The 22,057-nt window shown below is 38.2% G+C and carries 19 protein-coding genes; 12 read left to right on the top strand and 7 right to left on the bottom strand.

Annotated elements, in window-relative coordinates; genetic code table 11:
- The first annotated feature begins 2 nt into the window (after window positions 1-2).
- The 9 genes from ACE1OF_RS03330 (at window position 3) to ACE1OF_RS03290 (ending at window position 10,549) form a co-directional block, all read left to right on the top strand.
- Window positions 3-770: an SDR family oxidoreductase gene (locus ACE1OF_RS03330; RefSeq protein ID WP_448892793.1), complete on the top strand. Its 768-nt coding sequence runs from the start codon at window positions 3-5 to the stop codon at window positions 768-770.
- Between the two features lie 54 nt (window positions 771-824).
- On the top strand, window positions 825-1,940 hold the full coding sequence (locus tag ACE1OF_RS03325; protein ID WP_448892791.1) for an NADH:flavin oxidoreductase: 1,116 nt from the start codon (window positions 825-827) through the stop codon (window positions 1,938-1,940).
- A gap of 360 nt (window positions 1,941-2,300) precedes the next feature.
- Window positions 2,301-3,512, top strand: a complete 1,212-nt coding sequence (locus ACE1OF_RS03320) for an acyl-CoA dehydrogenase family protein (protein WP_448892790.1) — start codon at window positions 2,301-2,303, stop codon at window positions 3,510-3,512.
- Between the two features lie 99 nt (window positions 3,513-3,611).
- A complete protein-coding gene (locus ACE1OF_RS03315) occupies window positions 3,612-4,646 on the top strand; it encodes a phosphotransferase family protein (protein WP_448892788.1) in 1,035 nt (344 codons plus the stop codon).
- 42 nt (window positions 4,647-4,688) lie between these two features.
- Window positions 4,689-5,450 (top strand): SDR family NAD(P)-dependent oxidoreductase, encoded by a 762-nt coding sequence (locus ACE1OF_RS03310; RefSeq protein ID WP_448892786.1) that lies wholly within the window; start codon window positions 4,689-4,691, stop codon window positions 5,448-5,450.
- Window positions 5,451-5,529: 79 nt separating this feature from the next.
- Window positions 5,530-7,335 carry an acyl-CoA dehydrogenase gene (locus ACE1OF_RS03305; RefSeq protein WP_448892784.1) on the top strand — a complete coding sequence of 602 codons (1,806 nt, stop codon included), beginning with the start codon at window positions 5,530-5,532 and terminating at the stop codon, window positions 7,333-7,335.
- A gap of 66 nt (window positions 7,336-7,401) precedes the next feature.
- Window positions 7,402-7,863, top strand: coding sequence for a MaoC family dehydratase (locus tag ACE1OF_RS03300; RefSeq protein ID WP_448892782.1), 462 nt, complete (start codon window positions 7,402-7,404; stop codon window positions 7,861-7,863).
- Window positions 7,864-7,894: 31 nt separating this feature from the next.
- Window positions 7,895-8,812, top strand: coding sequence for an SDR family NAD(P)-dependent oxidoreductase (locus ACE1OF_RS03295; protein ID WP_448892780.1), 918 nt, complete (start codon window positions 7,895-7,897; stop codon window positions 8,810-8,812).
- A 66-nt stretch (window positions 8,813-8,878) separates the two neighbouring features.
- Complete coding sequence (locus ACE1OF_RS03290; RefSeq protein ID WP_448892778.1) at window positions 8,879-10,549, top strand: AMP-binding protein; 1,671 nt, start codon at window positions 8,879-8,881, stop codon at window positions 10,547-10,549.
- A 150-nt stretch (window positions 10,550-10,699) separates the two neighbouring features.
- On the opposite strand, the gene ACE1OF_RS03285 is transcribed toward ACE1OF_RS03290, so the two are convergent.
- The 5 genes from ACE1OF_RS03285 to ACE1OF_RS03265 form a co-directional block, all read right to left on the bottom strand.
- The gene (locus ACE1OF_RS03285) at window positions 10,700-10,975 is read right to left on the bottom strand and encodes a YkgJ family cysteine cluster protein (RefSeq protein ID WP_448892776.1); all 276 of its coding nucleotides are present in this window, start codon (window positions 10,973-10,975) and stop codon (window positions 10,700-10,702) included.
- Window positions 10,976-11,333: 358 nt separating this feature from the next.
- The gene (locus tag ACE1OF_RS03280; protein ID WP_448892774.1) at window positions 11,334-14,483 is read right to left on the bottom strand and encodes a bifunctional diguanylate cyclase/phosphodiesterase; all 3,150 of its coding nucleotides are present in this window, start codon (window positions 14,481-14,483) and stop codon (window positions 11,334-11,336) included.
- A gap of 201 nt (window positions 14,484-14,684) precedes the next feature.
- Window positions 14,685-15,545 (bottom strand): crotonase/enoyl-CoA hydratase family protein, encoded by an 861-nt coding sequence (locus tag ACE1OF_RS03275; protein ID WP_448892860.1) that lies wholly within the window; start codon window positions 15,543-15,545, stop codon window positions 14,685-14,687.
- Between the two features lie 5 nt (window positions 15,546-15,550).
- Complete coding sequence (locus ACE1OF_RS03270; RefSeq protein ID WP_448892859.1) at window positions 15,551-16,246, bottom strand: crotonase/enoyl-CoA hydratase family protein; 696 nt, start codon at window positions 16,244-16,246, stop codon at window positions 15,551-15,553.
- Window positions 16,247-16,373: 127 nt separating this feature from the next.
- Window positions 16,374-17,036 (bottom strand): nitroreductase family protein, encoded by a 663-nt coding sequence (locus ACE1OF_RS03265; protein ID WP_448892772.1) that lies wholly within the window; start codon window positions 17,034-17,036, stop codon window positions 16,374-16,376.
- 244 nt (window positions 17,037-17,280) lie between these two features.
- Between ACE1OF_RS03265 and ACE1OF_RS03260 the strand changes: the two genes are divergently transcribed.
- From ACE1OF_RS03260 to ACE1OF_RS03250, 3 genes are all read left to right on the top strand, one after another.
- A complete protein-coding gene (locus ACE1OF_RS03260) occupies window positions 17,281-17,586 on the top strand; it encodes an Mpo1-like protein (RefSeq protein WP_448892770.1) in 306 nt (101 codons plus the stop codon).
- A 102-nt stretch (window positions 17,587-17,688) separates the two neighbouring features.
- Window positions 17,689-18,084 carry a universal stress protein gene (locus ACE1OF_RS03255; RefSeq protein ID WP_448892768.1) on the top strand — a complete coding sequence of 132 codons (396 nt, stop codon included), beginning with the start codon at window positions 17,689-17,691 and terminating at the stop codon, window positions 18,082-18,084.
- Window positions 18,085-18,181: 97 nt separating this feature from the next.
- Entirely contained in the window at window positions 18,182-18,394 is a 213-nt protein-coding gene (locus ACE1OF_RS03250; RefSeq protein WP_448892766.1) for a hypothetical protein, read from the top strand.
- A gap of 154 nt (window positions 18,395-18,548) precedes the next feature.
- On the opposite strand, the gene ACE1OF_RS03245 is transcribed toward ACE1OF_RS03250, so the two are convergent.
- Both ACE1OF_RS03245 and ACE1OF_RS03240 read right to left on the bottom strand, forming a co-directional pair.
- Window positions 18,549-20,285, bottom strand: a complete 1,737-nt coding sequence (locus ACE1OF_RS03245; protein WP_448892764.1) for a thiamine pyrophosphate-binding protein — start codon at window positions 20,283-20,285, stop codon at window positions 18,549-18,551.
- Window positions 20,285-21,931 carry an FAD-dependent oxidoreductase gene (locus ACE1OF_RS03240; protein ID WP_448892762.1) on the bottom strand — a complete coding sequence of 549 codons (1,647 nt, stop codon included), beginning with the start codon at window positions 21,929-21,931 and terminating at the stop codon, window positions 20,285-20,287. Before ACE1OF_RS03240 ends, ACE1OF_RS03245 begins: the two co-directional genes overlap by 1 nt.
- Window positions 21,932-22,057: the final 126 nt, after the last annotated feature.

The raw sequence follows: 22,057 nt of genomic DNA, 5'->3' as shown, positions 1-22,057 counted from the left end.
AAATGAACAATTCATTATTTGATTTAACGGGAAAAATTGCCTTGGTCACTGGCGCTAGCCGGGGTATTGGAGAAAGTATTGCAAAATTACTGGCGCAAAATGGTGCTCACGTTATTGTTTCCAGCCGTAAAATAGACGACTGTCAAATTGTAGTCGATAGCATTATTGAAGCGGGCGGAAGTGCTCAAGCAATTGCTTGTCATATTGGTGAAATGGAACAAATAGAGTCCATTTTTGAGCAAATTTCATCACAGCACGGTAGATTAGATATTTTAGTTAATAATGCGGCGGCAAATCCCTATTTTGGTCACATACTTGATACTGATTTAAATGCATTTCAAAAAACGGTAGATGTGAACATTAGAGGGTACTTTTTCATGTCAACTATGGGGGCTAAATTAATGAAGGCTAATGATGGTGGAGCTATTGTTAATGTCGCTTCAATAAATGGCGTTATCCCAGGTGATTATCAAGGTATTTACTCTATAACTAAGGCAGCTGTGATTTCAATGACCAAGGCTTTCGCCAAAGAATGTGCTCAGTTCAATATTCGTGTTAATGCTTTGCTCCCAGGCGGAACTGATACCAAATTTGCCTCGACGTTAGTGAATAACCCAAAAATACTTGAGCAATTATTGCATCACGTACCGATGAAACGTGTTGCGCAACCCGATGAAATGGCTGGCACAGTATTGTATTTAGTTTCAAACGCATCAAGCTACACCACAGGTACGGCAATTAATGTTGATGGTGGTTATCTTATCGGCTAACCAACACTAGACAACAATACAAGCTAACGTAGATATATATATTCAGGAAAAATTATGAGTAAAAGCAATTTAGACAAGTTATTCGAATCCTTTGCCACAACAGGCTTAAGGTTAAAAAATCGTACCGTCATGGCACCAATGACACGAACATTTTCACCTAACTATATTCCTACTCAAGATGTGGCTGACTATTATCGTCGTAGAGCAGAAGGGGATGTTGGTTTAATTATTACCGAAGGTACATTTGTTTCTCATAAAGCAGCCAATGGTTATGAACGCGTCCCCGCTATTTATGGTGAAGAAGCCCTAGCAGGTTGGAAAAATGTCGTTGATGAAGTACACAAAGCTGGCGGTAAAATTGCGCCTCAGCTTTGGCATGTTGGTGCAGTAAGAAAAGAGGGGGTAGGCCCTGATAAATCTGTCCCAGCCTATAGCCCGTCAGGGCTATACAAACCAGGCGCACCAAATGGCGTTGCCATGACTCAAACAGATATTGATGAGGTAGTTGCGTCGTTTGCGCAAGCGGCACTCGATGCTAAAAATATAGGTTTTGATGCCATTGAAGTTCATGGCGCTCATGGTTATTTGGTTGACCAGTTTTTCTGGGAAGGTACTAATCAACGCACAGATGGTTACGGTGGTTCACTGGAAAAACGTACACGTTTTGGTGTGGAAATTATTAAAGCTATTCGCGCAGCTGTGGGTGAACATTTCCCTATTATCTTTAGATTTTCTCAGTGGAAGCAACAAGATTACAACGCAAAGCTTTGTCAAACCCCAGAAGAATTAGCACACTTTCTAGGCTTGCTCAGTGATGCAGGTGTCGATATGTTTCATGCAAGCACTCGCCGTTTTTGGTTACCAGAATTTGAAGGATCTGATCTTAATTTAGCTGGTTGGACTAAAAAGTTAACAAACAAACCTGTTATCACTGTTGGTAGTGTTGGCTTAGACAGCGACTTTACAGGTGAAGGCAGTAAAGATTTAAGCAGCACCTCAAACCCAACTGGCATTGATGGTTTACTCGAACGTTTAAGTAAAGAAGAGTTTGATTTAGTTGCTATTGGCCGTGCGTTATTGGTTGACCCTAACTGGGTTAACAAAATCAAAGAGCAAAAAGAAGATGAAATAGCGCCATTTAATAAAGAAGCTTTGACACGATTAAGTTAACAAAGGCGCAATAAATTACGCCCTACATCGAATGTAATGTTTATGTAGGTTGGGCTTCGGTCCAACAACAGTCTGACAAAAAGGCGCAATAAATTACGCCCTACATCGAATGTAATGTTTATGTAGGTTGGACTTCAGTCCAACAACAGCCTGACAAATAGGCGCAATAAATGACGCCCTACATCGAATGTAATGTTTATGTAGGTTGGGCTTCAGTCCAACAACAGTCTGACAAATAGGCGCAATAAATTACGCCCTACATCGAATTTAATGTTTATGTAGTTTGGACTTCAGTCCGATAATAAAAGGGTCTAAACACAGTTAATTGTAAGTCCAGTACGGACATCTAAGGATAATCACATGAATTTTGAGTATAGCGAAAAAGTACAAGATCTGATCCAACGTGTTACCGATTTTATGAACCGTTATGTTTTTCCTGTTGAAGAAGAAATGCATCAACAAGTAGCGCAAGACCCTTGGTCAACACCGCCATTAATGGAAGAGCTAAAAGCTAAAGCTAAAGCTGAAGGCTTATGGAATCTTTTTTTACCCGTTAGTTATGGCAAATACAGCGCGGGCTTGACTAACCTAGAATATGCCCCATTAGCTGAAATTATGGGGCAAGTCATGTGGGCTCCTGAAGTATTCAACTGTGCAGCACCCGATACAGGCAATATGGAAGTATTGGCCAAATACGGTAATGAAGCACAAAAAAAACAGTGGTTAGAACCATTACTTGAAGGAAAAATTCGTTCTGCATTTGCGATGACAGAGCCAGAAGTCGCGTCAAGTGACGCCACTAATATAGAACTTCGTATAGAACGAGACGGCGATGAATATGTCATTAATGGTAGAAAATTTTATATTAGTGGCGCGTGTCGTAAACAATGCGAAATTATGATTGTGATGGGCAAAACAGATCCAACTAATAAAAATCGTTACATTCAACAATCTCAAGTGCTTGTACCAATGAACACGCCAGGCGTCACTATGGTTCGCCCAATGAAAGTTTTTGGTTATGAAGATGCCCCAGAAGGACATGCAGAAATTACCTTCGACAATGTTCGCGTACCCCTTGAAAATATCATTATGGGTGAAGGAAAAGGCTTTGAAATTGCCCAAGGCCGTTTAGGACCAGGACGCATTCATCATTGCATGCGATCTATCGGGGTTGCTCAACGTGCACTCAATTTAATGTGTAAGCGTGTTAATGAACGTATTGTTTTTGGTCGCCCAATGATCAAGCAACAATCAATACGTGAAGATATCGCGAAATCAGCCTGTCAAATTGAACAAGCGCGTTTAATGACCTTAAAAGCCGCACAAAAAATGGATACGGAAGGCAACAAAGTCGCTAAAGATCTTATTGCTATGATTAAAATAGTGGCACCGAGTATGTCATTGGATGTGCTAGATCGCGCAATTCAATGCTATGGCGCAGCAGGGGTTAGCCAAGATACCTTTTTAGCTCACGCTTATGCAGGACAAAGAACGCTACGCTTAGCTGATGGTCCAGATCAAGTGCATATGATGCAATTGGGTAGAGATTTAGTTAAACAAATTGCGGAATAAAAGAACGTTCGCAAGGCGTTAATTAAGTTAGTGTATAAATATTAACGCCTTTTATTTTGGTTTGTATATAGCTGTGTATTTTATTGAGAGTATTACCTGATGTCGAAAGCTTTATCTATTGATATTGAAAAATTAACCGCTTACCTTGAAGCACATGTTAAAGGTTTTTTAGGCCCAATAACATTAGACAAATTCCCAGGTGGGCAATCAAACCCCACCTTCAAAGTAACCGCACAATCTGGATTGTATGTTTTACGCAGCCAACCTGCGGGTAAACTATTAAAATCGGCTCATGCGGTAGACCGCGAATATAAAGTGCTTGATGCACTGAAAGATTCAGATGTGCCAGTAGCGACAGTCTTTCATTTATGTACTGATTTGAGTATTACGGGCGCAATGTTTTACTTGATGGAATTTTGTGATGGCAATGTTTATTGGAGTCCATCTTTAGCAGAAATTAGCACTAATACGTTAAGAACCCAAATGTATGATGCTATGAATAAAGTGCTTGTGGCGCTGCATACAGTAGATATTAACGCCTGTGGCTTAGATGATTATGCTAAGCCAGGAAATTATTTTGAACGACAACTTGGCCGATGGACAAAACAGTATCGTATAACTGAGCTGCAGAAAATTCCTGCAATGGATGCACTCAGTCATTGGTTGGAAAATAATCTACCAGAAGACGATGGACGTGTTTGTTTAGTACATGGTGATTTTCGCCTAGACAATATGATGTTTGCCAAAGATAAAGCTTCAATTATTGCTGTGCTTGATTGGGAACTTTCAACGTTAGGGCACCCATTTTCAGATCTAGCTTATCAGTGCATGCAATTGAGAATGCCACAAGGAATGGGAGGTATTGATGGTTTGCAAGGTGTAGATCGTGCGAGTTTGGGCATACCAACAGAAGAGGAATATGTTGCCAGTTATTGTCAACGAATGGGAATAACAAAAATTGACAACTGGTCCTTCTATCTTGCTTTTAGTTTTTTTAGATTAGCAGCGATAGCCCAAGGTGTAGCAAAACGTGCTTCTCAAGGCAATGCCTCTAATGAAAATGCAAATAAGGTTGGTGCTTTTGTTGAACCTTTGGCTCAAATGGCAATGAATATCATTAATAAAGAAAGCTAACCCGAAACTTTTTACTCTATTTGAACAATGAAAGGAAATACCATGGATCCATTATTAGATTTTACTGGCAAAGTTGCCGTTATTACAGGAGCAGCACAAGGTTTTGGTAAGCTATTGGCAGAAGAATTAGCCATGCGTGGCGCTAAATTAGTGATTAGCGATATTAACGGGCCTAGCGTTCAACAAGTAGCCGATGATCTTAAAGCAAAAGGAACTGAGGTGCTCGCATTATCCTGTGATGTTTCTAACAATGAAGACTGTAAAGCGATGGCTGATGCCGCTATCAAACAGTTCGGTCGTATTGATATTGGTGTGAATAATGCTGGTGTTGCCCATGAGTTTATGCCTTTACACGAAATTGATGAATCAATTATGGATAGTCAATTTGCCATTAATGTGAAAGGGGTTCAATTTGGTATGCGTCATCAAATAAAACAAATGCTAACACAAGGTGAAGGCATTATTCTTAACGTAAGTTCTATGGCAGGTTTAGGTGGCGCAGCACGTGGTAGTGCCTACGCTATGGCAAAACATGCGGTGATTGGATTAACAAAAACAGGGGCAGTGGAATATGCGCGTAACAATATTCGTATCAATGCCATTTGTCCGTTTTTTACCTTAACGCCCATGGTGACCAACTTTGCAGATGAAACCATGCAAGGAAAAATGAGTAAAGGTGCACCCATGGGGCGTTTAGGTGAACCTAAAGAAATAGTCGCTATGATGTTAATGATGCTATCACCAGCGAACACATACATGACAGGGCAATGTGTGGCCATAGACGGCGGTGTTTCTGCAGCCTAGTGTATAAATACCCGCGTATATTGAATCTCAAAATAGTCATTAGCTACACGAGTTTAACTTAGTAAAAGAAGAAAATAATATGCCAGCAACATTGATGAACCAACGCGATATTGAATTCATGCTTTATGAATTATTTGACAGTGAATCATTGATAACAAGAACACGTTACCAAGACCATGATCGTCATACTTTTAATGAGGTCATTAATACCGCGAAAGCAATCGCTGAAAAACACTTTTTACCTATTCGTCAAAAGCTTGATACTCATCAACCGACTTTTGATGGAAAAAAAGTGCATTTGATTCCTGAATTAAAACCAGCCATTGTTGCGGTTAATGAATCAGGTATAGGTTCAGCCACAGCAGATTATGACTTAGGGGGTATGCAGCTGCCACCAATTATTGCCAGTGCTGCTGGAGCCTATCTCTCTGTGGCTGGCGGAGTAGGCATGGGTTACAACATGCTCACCAGCGCCAATGCTAATTTACTTGAAGCACATGCAAGTGAAGCGCTGATTGATAAATGGGTAAAACCCATGCGAGAAGGGCGCTTTATGGGCACTATGGCGATGACAGAACCAGGTAGTGGTTCGGGTCTTGGTGATTTATCTACTAAGGCGATTAAAACTGAAGATGGTAATTATCGTATTAGCGGTAACAAGATTTTCATCTCAGGAGGTGATCATGATTTGAGTGAAAATATTGTTCATCTGGTGCTTGCTCGAGTACAAGGCGCTCCTAAAGGCGTAAAAGGTATTTCACTGTTTGTTGTGCCTAAATATTTAGTCAATGACGATGGCTCAATCGGTGCAGATAACGAAGTGTCACTAGCTGGCTTATTCCACAAAATGGGTGGTCGAGCACAAACATCAACAGCGTTAAGTTTTGGTGAGAAAAATGGCTCCGTAGGCTACTTAGTGGGTGAAGAAAATTGTGGCCTTAAGTACATGTTCCACATGATGAATGAAGCGCGAATTATGGTGGGTACTAGTGCCGCTGTTTTAGCTGTGGCCGGTTATCAATACAGTGTTGATTACGCTAAAAACCGTCCACAAGGTCGTTTACCTTCTTGTAAAGACCCTATGTCGCCAATGGTTAATATTATTGAGCATGCTGATGTTAAACGCATGCTACTCGCTCAAAAAGCTTATGCTGAAGGTGCATTGTCATTGGTGCTTTATGGCACACAATTAAGTGACGACTCACACACTGCTCTAACGATAGAACAAAGAGAATATGCGCACACCTTGTTAGACTTTTTAACCCCTATTATTAAAACATGGCCCTCAGAATATGGGCCCAAAGCCAACTCATTAGCTATTCAAGTACTTGGTGGACATGGCTATATTAATGAACACCCTGTTGAATTGTTTTATCGAGATAATCGCTTAAATCCGATTCATGAGGGGACAACAGGCATTCAATCATTAGATCTAATTACCCGTAAAGTACCCATGAATAAAATGAAAGGCTATTTAGCAACGTTAGATGAAATAGATAAAACTATCGAACAGGTAAAAAAATACCCTAGTTTGAATGAATTCACCGAACAATTAGCGGCCGCAGTTGAAACATTAAAAGTCACTACACAAGCTGTATTAACTTCTATGGCAACTCAAAATATTGATTTAGCGTTAGCTAATTCAGTTAAATACCTAGAATTGTTTGGTCACGTGATTATTGCTTGGTTATGGCTAAAACAAGGGGTTGTTGCAACGAAAGCGTTAGCTGAAAAACCGCACCAAGAGGATCAGTTTTTTTACCAAGGAAAACTACAAGCACTGCAATATTTTTATCGTTTTGAGTTACCAGAAATCACCTTATGGTCAAATTTATTGCTGTCGTCAGACAGCACCAGTTATGACATGCAAGTTGAATGGTTTTAAACGTAAATTAGCTAAGCTCTAATTAACTAGGTTAAAACAAGAATAACAACATAATGGAAGAATAAAATGCCGACAATAATCAACAAAAACGACATAGCAAATTACATTAACTTTCAAGCACAACCAACAGCTTGGCATACAGTAACACAAGCGCAAATCAATAAATTTGCTGACTGCACGCTTGATCATCAGTTTATTCATGTTGATGAAGAAAAAGCAAAACAAACGCTATTTGGCTCAACCATCGCCCATGGTTTTTTATCGTTGTCTTTGTTATCTCATTTTGCCGAAGATTTTAGTGTCATTATTGATGGCTTTTATATGGGGCTAAATGCAGGATTTGACAAAGTAAGATTTTTGCAGCCAGTGAAAGTGAACAGCCGCATTAGAGCGCATGCAAAAACATTATCCATTGAAGAAAAAAAGCCTGGCCAATACCGTTTATGTACAGAAGTTACCGTAGAAATTGAAGATTGTGATACCCCAGCATTAGTTGCTGAATGGGTGTCAGTACAAATGGTCAAATAAAAATAGATTAGTTAAGTTTAAGGAATCAATAATGAGTATTAGTTTTGAAGGTAAAGTAGCCATAGTAACTGGCGCAGGTAATGGTTTAGGTCGCTCTCATGCGCTGGCATTAGCGGCTCGCGGTGCTAAAGTTGTTGTTAATGATTTGGGTGGCGCAAGAGATGGAAGTGGTGCGTCGTCTAAAGCCTCTCAAGATGTGGTGCGTTTAATTGAAGAAAGTGGTGGTGAAGCAATCAGCCATGGTGCAAACGTTGCGAATTTTGACGAAGTACAAGATATGGTTCAACAAACCATGGACAAATGGGGACGTGTCGATATTCTCATTAATAATGCGGGTATTTTACGTGATAAATCATTCACCAAAATGAGCTTAGATGATTTCAAACTCGTCATGGATGTTCATGTAATGGGCTCGGTAAATTGTACCAAAGCCGTGTGGGATATTATGCGTGAGCAAAATTACGGTCGCATCGTTATGACAACGTCATCAAGCGGTATGTACGGTAACTTTGGCCAATCAAATTATGGCGCAGCGAAAATGGCGGTTCTAGGTTTGATGAATACGTTAGTGATTGAAGGTGCTAAAAATGATATTCGTATTAACGCGTTAGCGCCAACGGCAGGTACGCGTATGACCGAAGACTTAATGCCAGAAGAAATTGTCAAAGCCTTTGCTCCAGAAGCAGTAACAGCAGGTATGTTAACGTTATGTGACGATGAAGCACCTAACCGTTTTATTTTATGTGCAGGGGCAGGCGGTTACTCAAGTGCAAGCATGTTTGAAACTGAAGGGTGCTTTATTCCCAAAAATGCCCAAAACCCAGAAACCGTTCGTGAGCAGTGGGGGGAACTAACAGAGCAAACTAATCAAGCAGCATTAGAGTCGGGCGCTAAACAAGGTGAGAAATTTGTCATGAAAGCTATGGCGTACATGCAGTCACAAAAATAAGTATTAAAATAAGTATTAAAACAAGTGTAATAATTATCATTGTTCATTTAGATAAAGGAGATCACCATGGAAAAAATCTGGCTTGAAAAAAGTTACCCCCCTGGCGTTGAATATGAAATTGATCCTGATAAATACAATTCGTTAGTAGATTTATTTACCAAGTATACCAAGTTGTATCAACATAATATTGCGTTTGTTAATATGGATGCAGAACTAACCTATGGTGAATTAGCACAACAAGCAACAGACTTTGCTGCTTATTTGCAACAAGATCTGGGTTTGATGAAAGGCGATAAATTTGCCATTATGATCCCGAATTTATTGCAATATCCTATCGCTTTGTTTGGTGCTTTAATGGCAGGGTTAACCGTGGTGAATGTTAACCCATTATATACAGCTCGTGAACTGCAACATCAGTTAAAAGATTCTGGTACTAAGGCTATTCTTATATTAGAAAATTTTGCCAACGTACTTGAGAAAATTGTTACAAAAACTGATGTTCAACATGTTATTTTAACTGGCGTGGGTGACCGTCTAGGTACGATTAAAGGTGCATTGGTTAATGGCGTTCTGAAATACGTAAAAAAACAAGTACCCGCCCATTCTTTATCAAACACTGTTAAGTTTAATGCGGCTTTGAATAAAGGAGCTAAATTAACATTTAAGCCCATTGAAGTAACAGGGCAAGATCTTGCTTTCCTACAATACACTGGTGGAACAACAGGACCATCAAAAGGTGCTATGTTAACGCATCGTAATATGGTTGCTAATGTAGAACAATCTAATGCTGTAACTAAAAATGTTTATGAAGTTGGTAAAGAAATTATGGTAACGGCATTACCGCTCTACCATGTATATGCATTAACGTCTAACTGCTTATGTTTCATCCCTTTTGGTGGAATTAACTTATTAATCACTAACCCAAGAGATATGCCTGGGTTTGTTAAAGAATTAGCGAAGTATCCTTTTACAGGGATAACGGGTGTAAATACATTGTTTAATGCTCTACTTCATACGCCGGGCTTTGAGCAACTCGATTTTAGTTCACTAAAGTTGGGTTTTGGTGGTGGAATGGCTGTACAACGACCTGTGGCAGACCTGTGGGAGAAAGTAACAGGTACACGCTTATTGGAAGGGTACGGTTTAACCGAATGTGCACCGTTAGTTACCATGAGTCCTTATAACCAAGAATGCTTCAATGGTTCTATTGGTATTCCTGTGTCTTCAACAGATATTCGCTTAATAGGTGATGATGGAGAAGAAGTGGTCTTAGGACAACCTGGGGAAATGTGGGTTAAAGGTCCTCAAGTGATGAAAGGGTATTATAATAGACAGGATGCAACTGATGAGGTATTAAGAAATGGTTGGCTGGCCACGGGTGATATTGCCACGATGGATGAGAATGGCTTTTTTAGAATTGTTGATCGCAAAAAAGATATGATCAATGTTTCAGGGTTTAATGTTTTCCCAAATGAAATTGAAGAAGTTATTGTAATGCATGAGGGGGTGCTTGAAGCGGCAGCTATTGGTGTTTCAAATGAAGCAACTGGTGAGGCAGTGAAAGTATTTATTGTACGTAAAAACCCTAATTTGACTGAACAAGATATTTTTGACCACTGTAATGAAATGCTAACAAACTATAAGCGTCCTAAAATTGTTGAATTTTTAGATGAATTGCCAAAAACCAATGTGGGTAAAGTGTTACGTAAAGAATTACGTTCTAACAATAAAATTTAATGGTATGTTGTTAATAAAGTAAAATTAAATTTTGCATTATATTAGCAAAAAAACTGGAGTGAAATTACTAAAAAAACTTAAAAATATAAGACTTACTATGCCTAGGTGTTTTAATGAGATAGCTTTGCTATTAGTAAAGCTAACGGGCGGCTATGTTTTTTTTAGTCGCTCATTGATACATTCATAAGAACCCATTTCAAATTCACGACAAACCCATGGTCTATTTTCGTATATTGAACATCTTAAGGTATTGCGATCTAAAGCTGAGCACCAGCCATCACTTGAGCGTAACATTGACTCATTACCATACTCATCAATGTTAATATAATGTGTAGGCACGCCAGTATCTGAAATTATTCTCGCTTCTAAACGACAACAACATGCTTGGCAAGTTGAGCAGGTAATTTCGACAGTGGGTATGATCATACATAAAAACAGTAAATTCAATTGACGCTAGCTTACCTTAGCCCAGCGTTTTTTACGAGATAATAGTAATACCAATTTGATTAAATTTCTTCCCAACTCATAGCTTCATTAGCGAGCTTAGAACAAGGAAAATTGATTAAACATAGTTTATTCTATATTTCTTCAATTTTGTGATGTTATCAGTTTGCTAATGAGCTCCCAAAGGGCGAGTTTAAAAGGCTTATATGCGGCGTTATTGATTTTGACAAGGGAATGACCATTCTCTTCAATCAATGCCTTGCCTCTAAGCCTTTTAATTCTCGCTGAGTGGGCAAGAACTTAATCAACTTGGTATCACCCAACAGGCATGATAACTTTTTTAATGTTGGCTTGCGCTGGTGTTATTTTTTTTAATAAATCGACCTGCTGCCTCACTTAATAATGGCTTACTAAAATAATATCCTTGTATTTCATTACAATGATATTGAGTTAGTATGTCATATTGTTGAGCGGTTTCTACGCCTTCAGCAATAACCGTTAAATTCAGCGAATGTGCTATGCCAATAATTGCTTGAACAATAGCTAAGTCGTCCAAATCATTTGGTAGCCCATCAACAAAAGACTTATCAATTTTTAGTTTATTCAGTGGAAAACGCTTCAAATAGGATAATGACGAATAGCCGGTGCCAAAATCATCTATAAATAATTGTACGCCCAATCCCTTGATTTGATGAAGTGTTTCAATGGTTTCTTCAATATTTATCATCATCATACTTTCAGTGATTTCAAACCCTATTTTTGACGCGGGTACACCTGAACTATTGATAGCAGTTTCAATAGTGTAGAGTAAATCCTTTTGAAAAAATTGCCTTGCTGAAAGATTAATAGACATCGTTAGTTGCTCAGCGCCTTCAGAGCGCCAGTGTGCCAACTGTTGACAAGCTTCGTTAATAATCCACTGGCCTATTGGTACTATTAAACCTGTTACTTCGGCCACGGGAATGAAGGTGTCGGGTGGAATTAAACCTTTTGTGGGGTGCTGCCACCGTAATAAAGCTTCAACACCAATAATTTGGTTAGTTTTAACGTCAAATTGTGGCTGATAATGCAATACAAATTGATCATTTGTGAGAGCATCGCGTAGGTCTCTTTCCAAAACTACACGTTCATGAGCATCAATTTGCATTTGCTCAGTATAAAAATGACAACTAGCGCGACCGCTATTTTTTGCACTATACATGGCATTGTCTGCACAGCTGAGTAAACTTGAAGCATCTTTAGCATTATCAGGGTAAATACCTACCCCAATACTTGCGCTTATTGTTACTTCGCAGCTTAATAAAGCAAAAGGTGAGAGTAGTGAATCAAGAATTTTATTAGCAACCTCAGAAACTTCTTCGATAGTTTCAATACAAGGAATCAGCACTGTAAATTCATCACCGCCAAAACGAGAAATAATATCGTTAGAACCAATAATTTCTTTAAACCTTAAAGCTACTTGTTGTAATAGCTCGTCACCTACTGGGTGGCCTGAGGTATCATTAATTAGTTTAAAGTGGTCTAAATCAATGAACATTACTGCTAGACGGTAGGTTGAATGTGCTGCGGTAATAATGGCATCATTAAGCTGTTTATGAAACGCAGCTCTATTGGGTAATTGCGTGATTAAGTCATTATGTGCTAATTGAAAAATATGTTCCTCGGCCTTTTTCTTCTCAGTTATATCACTAAAAATACTCATGTATCGTTGTATATTGCCAGTGCTATCTTTTACGGCTTTTATAATTTGCCAAGAAACAAAGTTTTCTCCATTCTTACGTTTGTTGGTTATTTCACCTTGCCAAAATCCTTTTTCAATAATAGAAACCCAAATGTTTTTATAAAAATCATTAGAATGAATACCTGATTTTATGATTGAAGGTTGACAGCCCTTCACTTCACTTAATGAATAGCCTGTGATTTTTGTAAATTCGGGATTAACACGAATAATGTTAGTGTTAGCATCACAAATTATAATTGCTTCAAGACTTTCATTAAAAACACTTGCCGCTAGCTCAAGCTCTTCTGTAATTTTTCGTCTTTGTACCTCTAAAGCAACTTTATTAGCAAATAAACCCAAAATTGACTTTAATGAATTTTCAATCAACAAAGGCTTAGTGTCCATGATGGCAATAATGCCAATAATATCTCCTGTAGAGGTTTTTAAAGGAGAACCAAAAAAACTCTCTACGCCTAGAGATGCCAGCAATTTGTCATTAGGGTAAAGCTTAGTAGCATGCTCAGGTATAATTTCGACAGTATTATTTAAAATGTCTCTACAAGGGCTTTCTAAATGTGTGTAGGTAAAATTTTTGCCAGCAGTACCTTTATTCCAAAAGGCTAATGTGTGGCTTGCCGTTTTTTTGTCATCAGTAAATAGCCCTATGAAGGCATACTTCGCATTATAAGTTGTTGTTAAAGCTTGTGCGCAGCGACTGTAAAAATCTAAATTTGCAGAATTATCAATATTATACAGTAATGCTTTTAATGAATCGGTCACTTGCCTTTGTTGTTGCATTTCTTTTGCAAGTAGCTCATTAGAAACATTCAAAGCTTGAGTACGAGATTTAACGGTAGCTTCTAAATTTCTTCTACTCAAACGTACAAGTCGATAAGCTTGTTGTCGTTCTGCCTGGCTAGCTGTTAAAAGTAGTGTTGTGAACATCACTGCACCCATATAAATTTGTAAGGTGAACAGTGACTCGCTCCCATTAATTAGAGCAAAGGAACCAAAGGTATTTTCTGTACCAAGAACAGCGGCAGTTGAAATAATGATAACAACTAACGTTGCGCCATGATGATGAAACCGTAAAATGGACCATGCAAGAATGGGTAACAAGACAAAAATCATTAGCTCATTAGAAATATAAAATTGACTCCATTGACTAAAAAAAAGGCTAAGTACGCAAAGAATGGTAAATAACAAAAGTAATGCTTCAAGTAACCGTTTTTTTGTAAAATCTTCACTGGGTACAGAAAGCCAAGTTAATAAAAATGGGGTGAGGATCAATCCACCCACTAAATCACGAAGCCACCAAGTTTTCCACACCAATAAAAGGTTATTTTGTTGAATTAGGTCAGCAAAAAATAAGCTACCGACACCAATAGATGCACTGATCATGGTAGAGCCGAAAAGTGCAATGATAAAAACTGCTGTATGAATGGTCTTGAAAAATGGTCTAGCGCTGGCAAAACGTAAAATAAAGTAACTTGCAGTAACCACTTCTAAAGTATTACCTACCGCGATACTTAAGCTTAATGGTACTGATAATGAATCATATAGACAGGTCAATAGGGCACCGATAAAAATACCTGGCCATAGACGTAAACCACCCCAAAGTATTGCCGCTAACGATAAACCTGTTGGTGGCCATGCAGAATTAACATTACTAGGTTCAAAAGCAAGTAATAGCCCCAATTTAGCAGAAATGATATAAACGAGAGCAAGTAATATTATTTGTGTTATATGCCTAGAAAAAGATAAGTTCATTTCTGATAAATACCGCTATAAAAATATATCTAGTGTTTTATCAGCTTACAAAAAAAGAGTTTGAAAATCAAACAATTAAATAAAGTAAAATAAGTTAAGAGGTTGATCTATAGCAATAATATGGTGATCATAATGTGGTTGACCACCATAAACACTGGCGTGGAAGAGATTATTTAACAAACATTTTTTATCTGATAAGTTTTATAAAATATTTGAATCATCAATTTCATTCAGGTTATCAAATTTAGGCACTCTTTTTTCTGCTTTAGCACTAAAAGTTTCCATCATGTCTGTTTGCGGTTGAAACATACCACTTTGCCAAACAGCCATGTAATCCAAGCTATCACTTATTGAGTGATCGCGCGCGTAGTTGATCATTTCTTTACAGCCTAAAACGGCTAATGGTGAACGAGAAGCAATTTCTGCGGCAATATCCATTACAGCAGCTATCATGCTTTCTTGATCTGGGTACACGTTATTGACTAGCCCTACAGATTCTGCCTCTGTAGCAAGCATTCGGCGCCCAGTATAGGCTAACTCTTTAACTATGCCTGTTGAGATTAATTTAGGTAATCGTTGCAGTGTACCTAAATCAGCTGTCATCCCCAATTTGGTTTCTTCAATACTAAAAAAGGCGTTTTCAGTACAGTAACGGCAGTCGGCAGCACTTATCATATCTACTGCACCACCAATGCAACCACCTTGAATAGCCATTAATACTGGCATACGGGCTTTTTCAAGGGCATTAAAGCAGGCTTGTAGTTTTAAAACAATGTGACGGAGCTGTTCATGCTTCCGCCCAAGCTCTAAGCTTTTGTCTTTTTCACTTTGAGTGAATACAGCTAAGTCCATGCCAGCACAAAAGTGTTTCCCTGTGGACGATAAAACAATTACACGGGCGGCAGCACTATTACTCAACTCATTAATAACGTTTGGTAATTCGTGCCAAAAATCGATATTCATGGTGTTAAAAGCATCAGGACGATTCAATACGATGTGCGCTATATTGTTCTCTATGGTTACTGTCATGCTTTTGTGAGTAGTATTGTTGAGCATCTTAATATTACCTATATAGCGAAGTTCATTTTAGAATCAAGTACTATGGCTGCATCTAAGGCAGTTAATATTGCTTCTCGCTCTTTTAACTTGGTTGCATGGTGTGCAGTCATATTTAATGTTAATAGTTGCTTAGCTGTTGCTATTGCGGTTGTCATTAATTGCTCATGTGTGACTACCGTGTCAACAAAACCAGCTAATATTGCCGTTTCTGGATCGAATAATTCAGCATTGATTACTGAGCGGGTTAAATAGTTAATAGGCACTCTATTTCGTGCTAATTCGATACCTGCTTGGTGCATGGTCATGCCAATAGCTACTTCATTTAGTCCTATTTTAAATGGCCCCTTGCTGGCAATGCGTATGTCGCAGCTTAATAGCAAAAATGCCCCTTTAGCAATAGCGTGGCCTGAGCAAGCACCAATGATAGGAAAAGGGAATGATAACATGCGACGAGCCAAGGTTGAGCCAGCGGTCACTAAGCCAACGGCAGCGGCTGAACTTTCTTTCATGGTGACTAAATCGTAGCCGCCTGAGAAGATGCCTTCTCGACCTGTAAAAATTACCACAGCTTCAGCGGCTTGTGCTTGATCTAATGCATCGTTTATTTCTGAAATTACCTGATGAGAAATCGCATTTACCTTACCATTCTTTAAGGTGATAACTGCCACTCTGTCATTGATCTCTAAATTGATTGATTCCATTATTTTTCCTAAGATTTTATTTTTATATAATCAGTTAGCTTATTATCTATAACTTACCTTTTTTAAGTAAGTGTATTTGTTGAATAGTGGTCATACAAGTAATGATTACTTTTCATTTAGCCTAGATTACTTAACTAAAAAAAGAAACTGCATTGTCAATGTTCTCACGATCTGTTCTGGTGCTATTGATAGCAGATTTTTCATCAGCGTAACCAAAAGACATGCCAAATAAAATTCCACGGTCTTCAGGCAAGTTCAATGCTTTTTTAACAGGATCTGGAAATTGACCTAGGGCGCCTTGCATACAACTTGAAATGCCGTATTCCATCAAAATTAAAGACAAAGTTTGCGCATAAATACCTAGATCTACTGCGCCCATAATATCGAGATATTTGTCCATGGTGAAAAAGGCAACATGAGGTGCATCAAAAAACTGCCAGTTTCTCACCATTGCTAATTGTCGGGCGTGTTTATCTTCACGGCTTACACCAATAGAGCTGTATAAAGCGTTTGCAGAGCCAAACTGACGGTCTCTGTGAATTCCTGCATATTTAGGTAACCAGTTAAAATCAGGGTTTGGCGATGCACCGCTCATCACCACTTTGAGTAACTCGCTTTTTAATGATTCCTTTGTTTTACCTGACACTACATACGTTTGCCATGGTTGAACATTGCAATTTGAAGGCGCACGCTGTGCTTGCTTGAAAATAGTGTTTAAAAGCGATTGTGATACTTGAGTATTCAAATACGCACGCGTTGAATAACGTTTTTCTAGCATAGCGGTTACAGACATAAAAGCCCCTTTATAAAAATTAATTTTGTGATGATGTGACTCAAAACAGCCAACAATAATTAGGCGAATTAATAATGCTAAAGCTGATAGATTTATAAAACCAATGAATAATAGTAATAATTATCTATTCGCAATACATATAGTAAAGGTGGTTAACAGATTAAGTATTGTTATCGTTTAATAGTAAATGTATTTTAAACAAAGTGCTCAAATTCAAGATCATTCAAGCTTTAAGGTGATTGTAATGACAAAAAAATATAACAATTTTACAGAGTTTTATCCGTTTTACCTCAGTCAGCACGCTAACTCGACGTGCCGTAGGCTTCATGTTTTTGGTTCTTGCTGTATTATTTTATTGGTAATTTATGTTGTTATCTTTGGTGGCGTACATTTATTATGGTTTATTCCTTTAATTGGCTATGGTTTTGCTTGGCTGGGACATTTTAGGTATGAAAAAAATAAACCTGCAACGTTTCAATATCCTATTTATAGTTTAATAGGTGACTGGGTTATGTTTAAAGATATCATTATTGGTAAAATAAAATACTAAATTTAATGGCTTAATTATCAATTGATCAACGTAGAAAAAAGGCAGTATTGAACTACAATTAACGAATTATTTATTTTTACTTATTATAGTTAAGGATATCATATGTATAACACTATTCTTTGTGCAATTGAAAACAGTGATGAAGCAGAACAAGTGCTAGAAAAAGCATTTGAATTGTCAACGTTATGCAACGCTAAACTATTCATTACGCACGTTATACCATACACCTTACTACCTAATGATTATCAAAAAGAGTTAAAAGAAAATGCTTTACCTTCAATAGAATCAAAAGCGTTATCTTTAGGGCTATCTTTAAAAAATGTAATGATAAAGTTTGGTAAACCGCATGAGCAAATTTGTGCCTTGGCAGAAAAGAAAAATGCTGATTTAATTGTGCTTGGCACACACTCTAAAAAAGGGCTGCAAGCATTGATAGGGTCTACAGCCAATGGTGTAGCTAACTATGCCAAGTGTGATGTGTCACTTATTAAAGTATGATTTTAGGCTTTACTTTATCATTAATTTTTTGAACTTTATTGGTAATATACCACTCTATTGATAGTAATTTTACACATCTATTTTTTGGCTTATTATAATGAATAAATTTATCAGTTTACTTTTTCTGGGGATATTACTGGCAGGGTGCAGCAATAAAGACTTATACCAAGCTGGGCAAGGGTATCAAAAAAGTAAATGTATTAATCAAGCACAAACAGCAGAACAACATAATGAATGTCTTAATGAGAAAAGAGAGTCTTATGAAGATTATGAAAAAGAACGTCAAGCGGTTGTGAAAAAGTCGCTGTAAAAAGTAAGTGTGTGATTTCCTCATACATCAAATAAAATACGTTACAGGTTTAGATAAGTGGCTTTGCTTTTTTATTTGAAAACAAAGCCTTAAAACAAAGCCTTTGTGACTTTTTATTATATCGCTATATTTTTAACTCATAAAATAATGTTTGCTAGCCTGTCATTTTTCTCACCATAGCTCTGCCAACCATACGTACCTTAGTTGGCAATGGCATACGTTTTAAGTTGGTTTTTACTGCACCTTCTGTAAAGGCCGTCGCTTTAGAGTAATCAATATTAATATCTAAAATCACCGTTTTGTTTTTTTGGGCAAGTTTTCGAGCCTTAGTTAGCTTTTCTTTGATGTTATCATTGTTTTCCATTCGAATATATTCTGCGCCAGTAGCCATGGCTAAACCTTTTAATTTGGTTTGTGGTAGCACGGTACAGGTTTTACGGTTATAAGGAATTTGTTGTGCTTGGGCAATTTGCGATAATTCACCGTCGTTAAACACACTTACCACTAAACCTAAATTTTGGCTTACCGCCGTTGCTAGTTCTGTTGCTGTCATCATAAAGGCGCCATCGCCAACAATAGCGTGCACCTCTTGTTGTGGTTTAGCCATTTTTACGGCAATAGCTGCAGGGGTAGCATAGCCCATGCAGTTAAAGTCTGTAGGCGAAATAAACCCATACGCCTGATGTATTGGCATCAGTTCAGCGGTTAAAAAAGTGTGGTTTCCATCATCAACAACAATATGTGCATCATCGCTAAGTTGTGATCTTAATTCGTCAAAATACAAAACAGGATTAACTTTCTCTTTAGAATCATGTTGATACCAACTTTCACGATAGTCTTTTTTATCACGGGCAATCTGTGCTTTTGTCTCGGTTGCCTCTTTAGGTGAGCCTAGCGCTGTTAATTCGCTAAGTAATTGTTGGCAAATTTGTTTTGAATCGCCCTCAATGGCAATAGCGGTTTTGAAATTGGTATTAAACACTTGCGGGTTAATATCAATATGTATTAAATTTTCGGGTAGATCTCCTCCAAAACTACCTGTGGCAATTTCGCCAAAGCGCGTTCCAATGGCTAATACACAATCTGCCTTATTAAAGGCTTTTTGTGCGGCAGGAGCCGCGGCAGGGCCAAAGCAAAAACCAGCATGTAAAGGGTGGTTGGCTGGAAAAACACTGATTCCTTGTAAAGTGGTAGATACCGCGCTACCTAGATGTTCACTCATTGCGATAAGTTTATCGCTTGCATGCATTGCGCCCCAACCAGCAAATATAACGGGATTTTTGGCTTGCATTAACAGGCTTGCTGCCTCTTTAATTTGCGTGATAGTGTTTGCTGATAAATCAGGTTGTGCAGGTTTTGTGTAGGTGGGTAAATCATTTATAGTTGCTTTATCAAGTTGTAAATTAACAGGAAGCTCGATAAGAACAGGGCCTGGCTCGCCTGATGTGGCAATATTATAAGCGTTGTAAATTGTTTCAATAACGTCGTTGTGACTATTTATTTTAAAAGCAGCCTTGGTAAAGCCCGCTACTAATTTTAATTGGTTTATTTCATGAAGTTGATAACCAAATTTAGAGTCATTGCGAATGCCACCTGTAATAATTAGCATAGGTATTCCATCAAGATAAGCTTCAGCAATACCACTCGCTGCGTGGGTAACACCCGCTGCGGGCACAATGACAAGCGTACCAATTGAGTTGGTTACTCGGCTAATAGCATCTGCCATAAAGCCACCATGACCTTCATGCATTACTAAGGTAGGTGTAATTTGCTGTGAATTATTTAATTCATCATAAAGTTCAGTATTATGAACGCCAGGAATGCCAAACGTGAACTTTACGTCTATTTGCTCTAGTGCGTATCGTGTTAACCATGCGGCTGTTTTTTTCATTATTTAGTTTCCTTGTGTTTAGATACCTTTATTATTGCTTTGGCTGCTTGTTGGGCTGTTAATATGCAACCAGCTAAAAATGTACCTTCTAATGACTTTTCACCGTTTGAGCCACCGCCGCCAAAGCCTGATGCTTCACCAATAGCATATAAACCATTGATTGGAGTTGAGTCATTGCCAAGTACTTGTGCGTTGAGGTTGGTTTGTATGCCGCCTAAACTTTTACGGCAAATAAGTGCAATTTTAATGGCGATAAGTGGGCCATGCTTTTTATCTTGAATTGGGTGAGGCTTACAGGTTCTTAATTTGTCAGTATTCCATTTTCTTGTGTGTTCTATACGCCTTATTTGATCATCATTCCACTGTGAGGGAGGCCTTGCTAAAATAGCATCATAATCATCAAGGGTTTGCTGTAGAGCTGCTTCACTAATTGAGTTTTCAGGTGTTATCGCGTTCATTTTTTGGGTTAACTCACTTACAGAGTTGGCAACAAGAAAATGATCACTTTCTGTTTGCATTTGTTTTACAAGCCGATGATTGCCTAATATGGTTTCTTTGAGCATGGTAAAGAATTTTTTATCGCGAATCATTGGATTATGTTCAGCTCCAGAAATAGCAAATTCTTTGCTGGCTATTTTCCAATTGAGTACTTGCCAAGCATAACCTTGTCTTTGTTGACTCATACGACGACATAACTCATGGGTGTCAAAGCCTGTAACCATAGGTTCTGGACCCATTCGTTTTCCTTGGCTATCTAACCAAAGTGCTGACTTAGAAGGAATTAAACTTAATCCTTGTTGTTCAAATGTTGCTTTCGGGTTTGGAATACCAGCCGCATAATTCCACATTTTATCTAGGTGAGTAACATTTCCACCTATAGTAGAAACCTCATCATGCATAGCGCCATCACAACTGGGATGAGTACCGTTGAGTAAATTATCAGGAGCAGGGGAGAAATGTTTTGGCCAATTTGCTTTAACTTTAGCTAAGTTTCCAGTATAGCCACCTGTGGCAATAATGGTGTTGCTGGCAAAATATTGATTGTTGTTGCTATCTTGGCAGCCAATAATACCCTGCTTAGAACTAAGCAACTTGCTGACTTTGCAGTTAAAATTAAAATGAATATTTTTACCCTTAAATGGGGCAATTGCCTTGAGTATTTTATTGACTAACTCTAGCGATGTTCCCCATATAATATGATAGCGTGGCACTGAATTACCCTCGCCATATGAACCACGCTCTACCCAGTTAACTGCAGGTAAAAATTTTACCCCCAGCTTTTTTACATAGAGATATATATCTTGGTAGCTTCGTTCAACATACAGTTTTGCCCATTGCTTTGGAAAAACATCATCGGCTGAAAAATTAGCAAAGCTATACCAGTCTTTTAATGCTATTTCAGCATTATCTGTAATACCATTACGTTTTTGTTCTGGTGTACCAATAAGCGCCATACCACCAAAAGCACTGCGAGCTAAGCCGCCAATTTTATCTTTATCTTGTGAATCAAGTAGCAATACTTGTTTATTTTGTTTAGCTAATTCGAACGCAGATGTTAATCCAGCTATTCCTGCCCCAATGATTATGGCATCGTAAGATGTTTGAGGTTTTTTATTCTTAGCGCTCTTGTTACCTGATAGAGACATATCACTTGCATCATTTTGGTTGGCATAGCATTATCATAGTACGTGACATATATAGCGCTATAGTAAAAATGACCCAATGCTCATTTACGTAGCGATTATTTACCTTGAATTGATAAGAAGAAGTGG

The organism is Colwellia sp. E150_009 (assembly GCF_053543955.1).
Note: the sequence above shows the minus strand (reverse complement) of the source record. Positions and strands in the feature narration are given on the sequence as shown.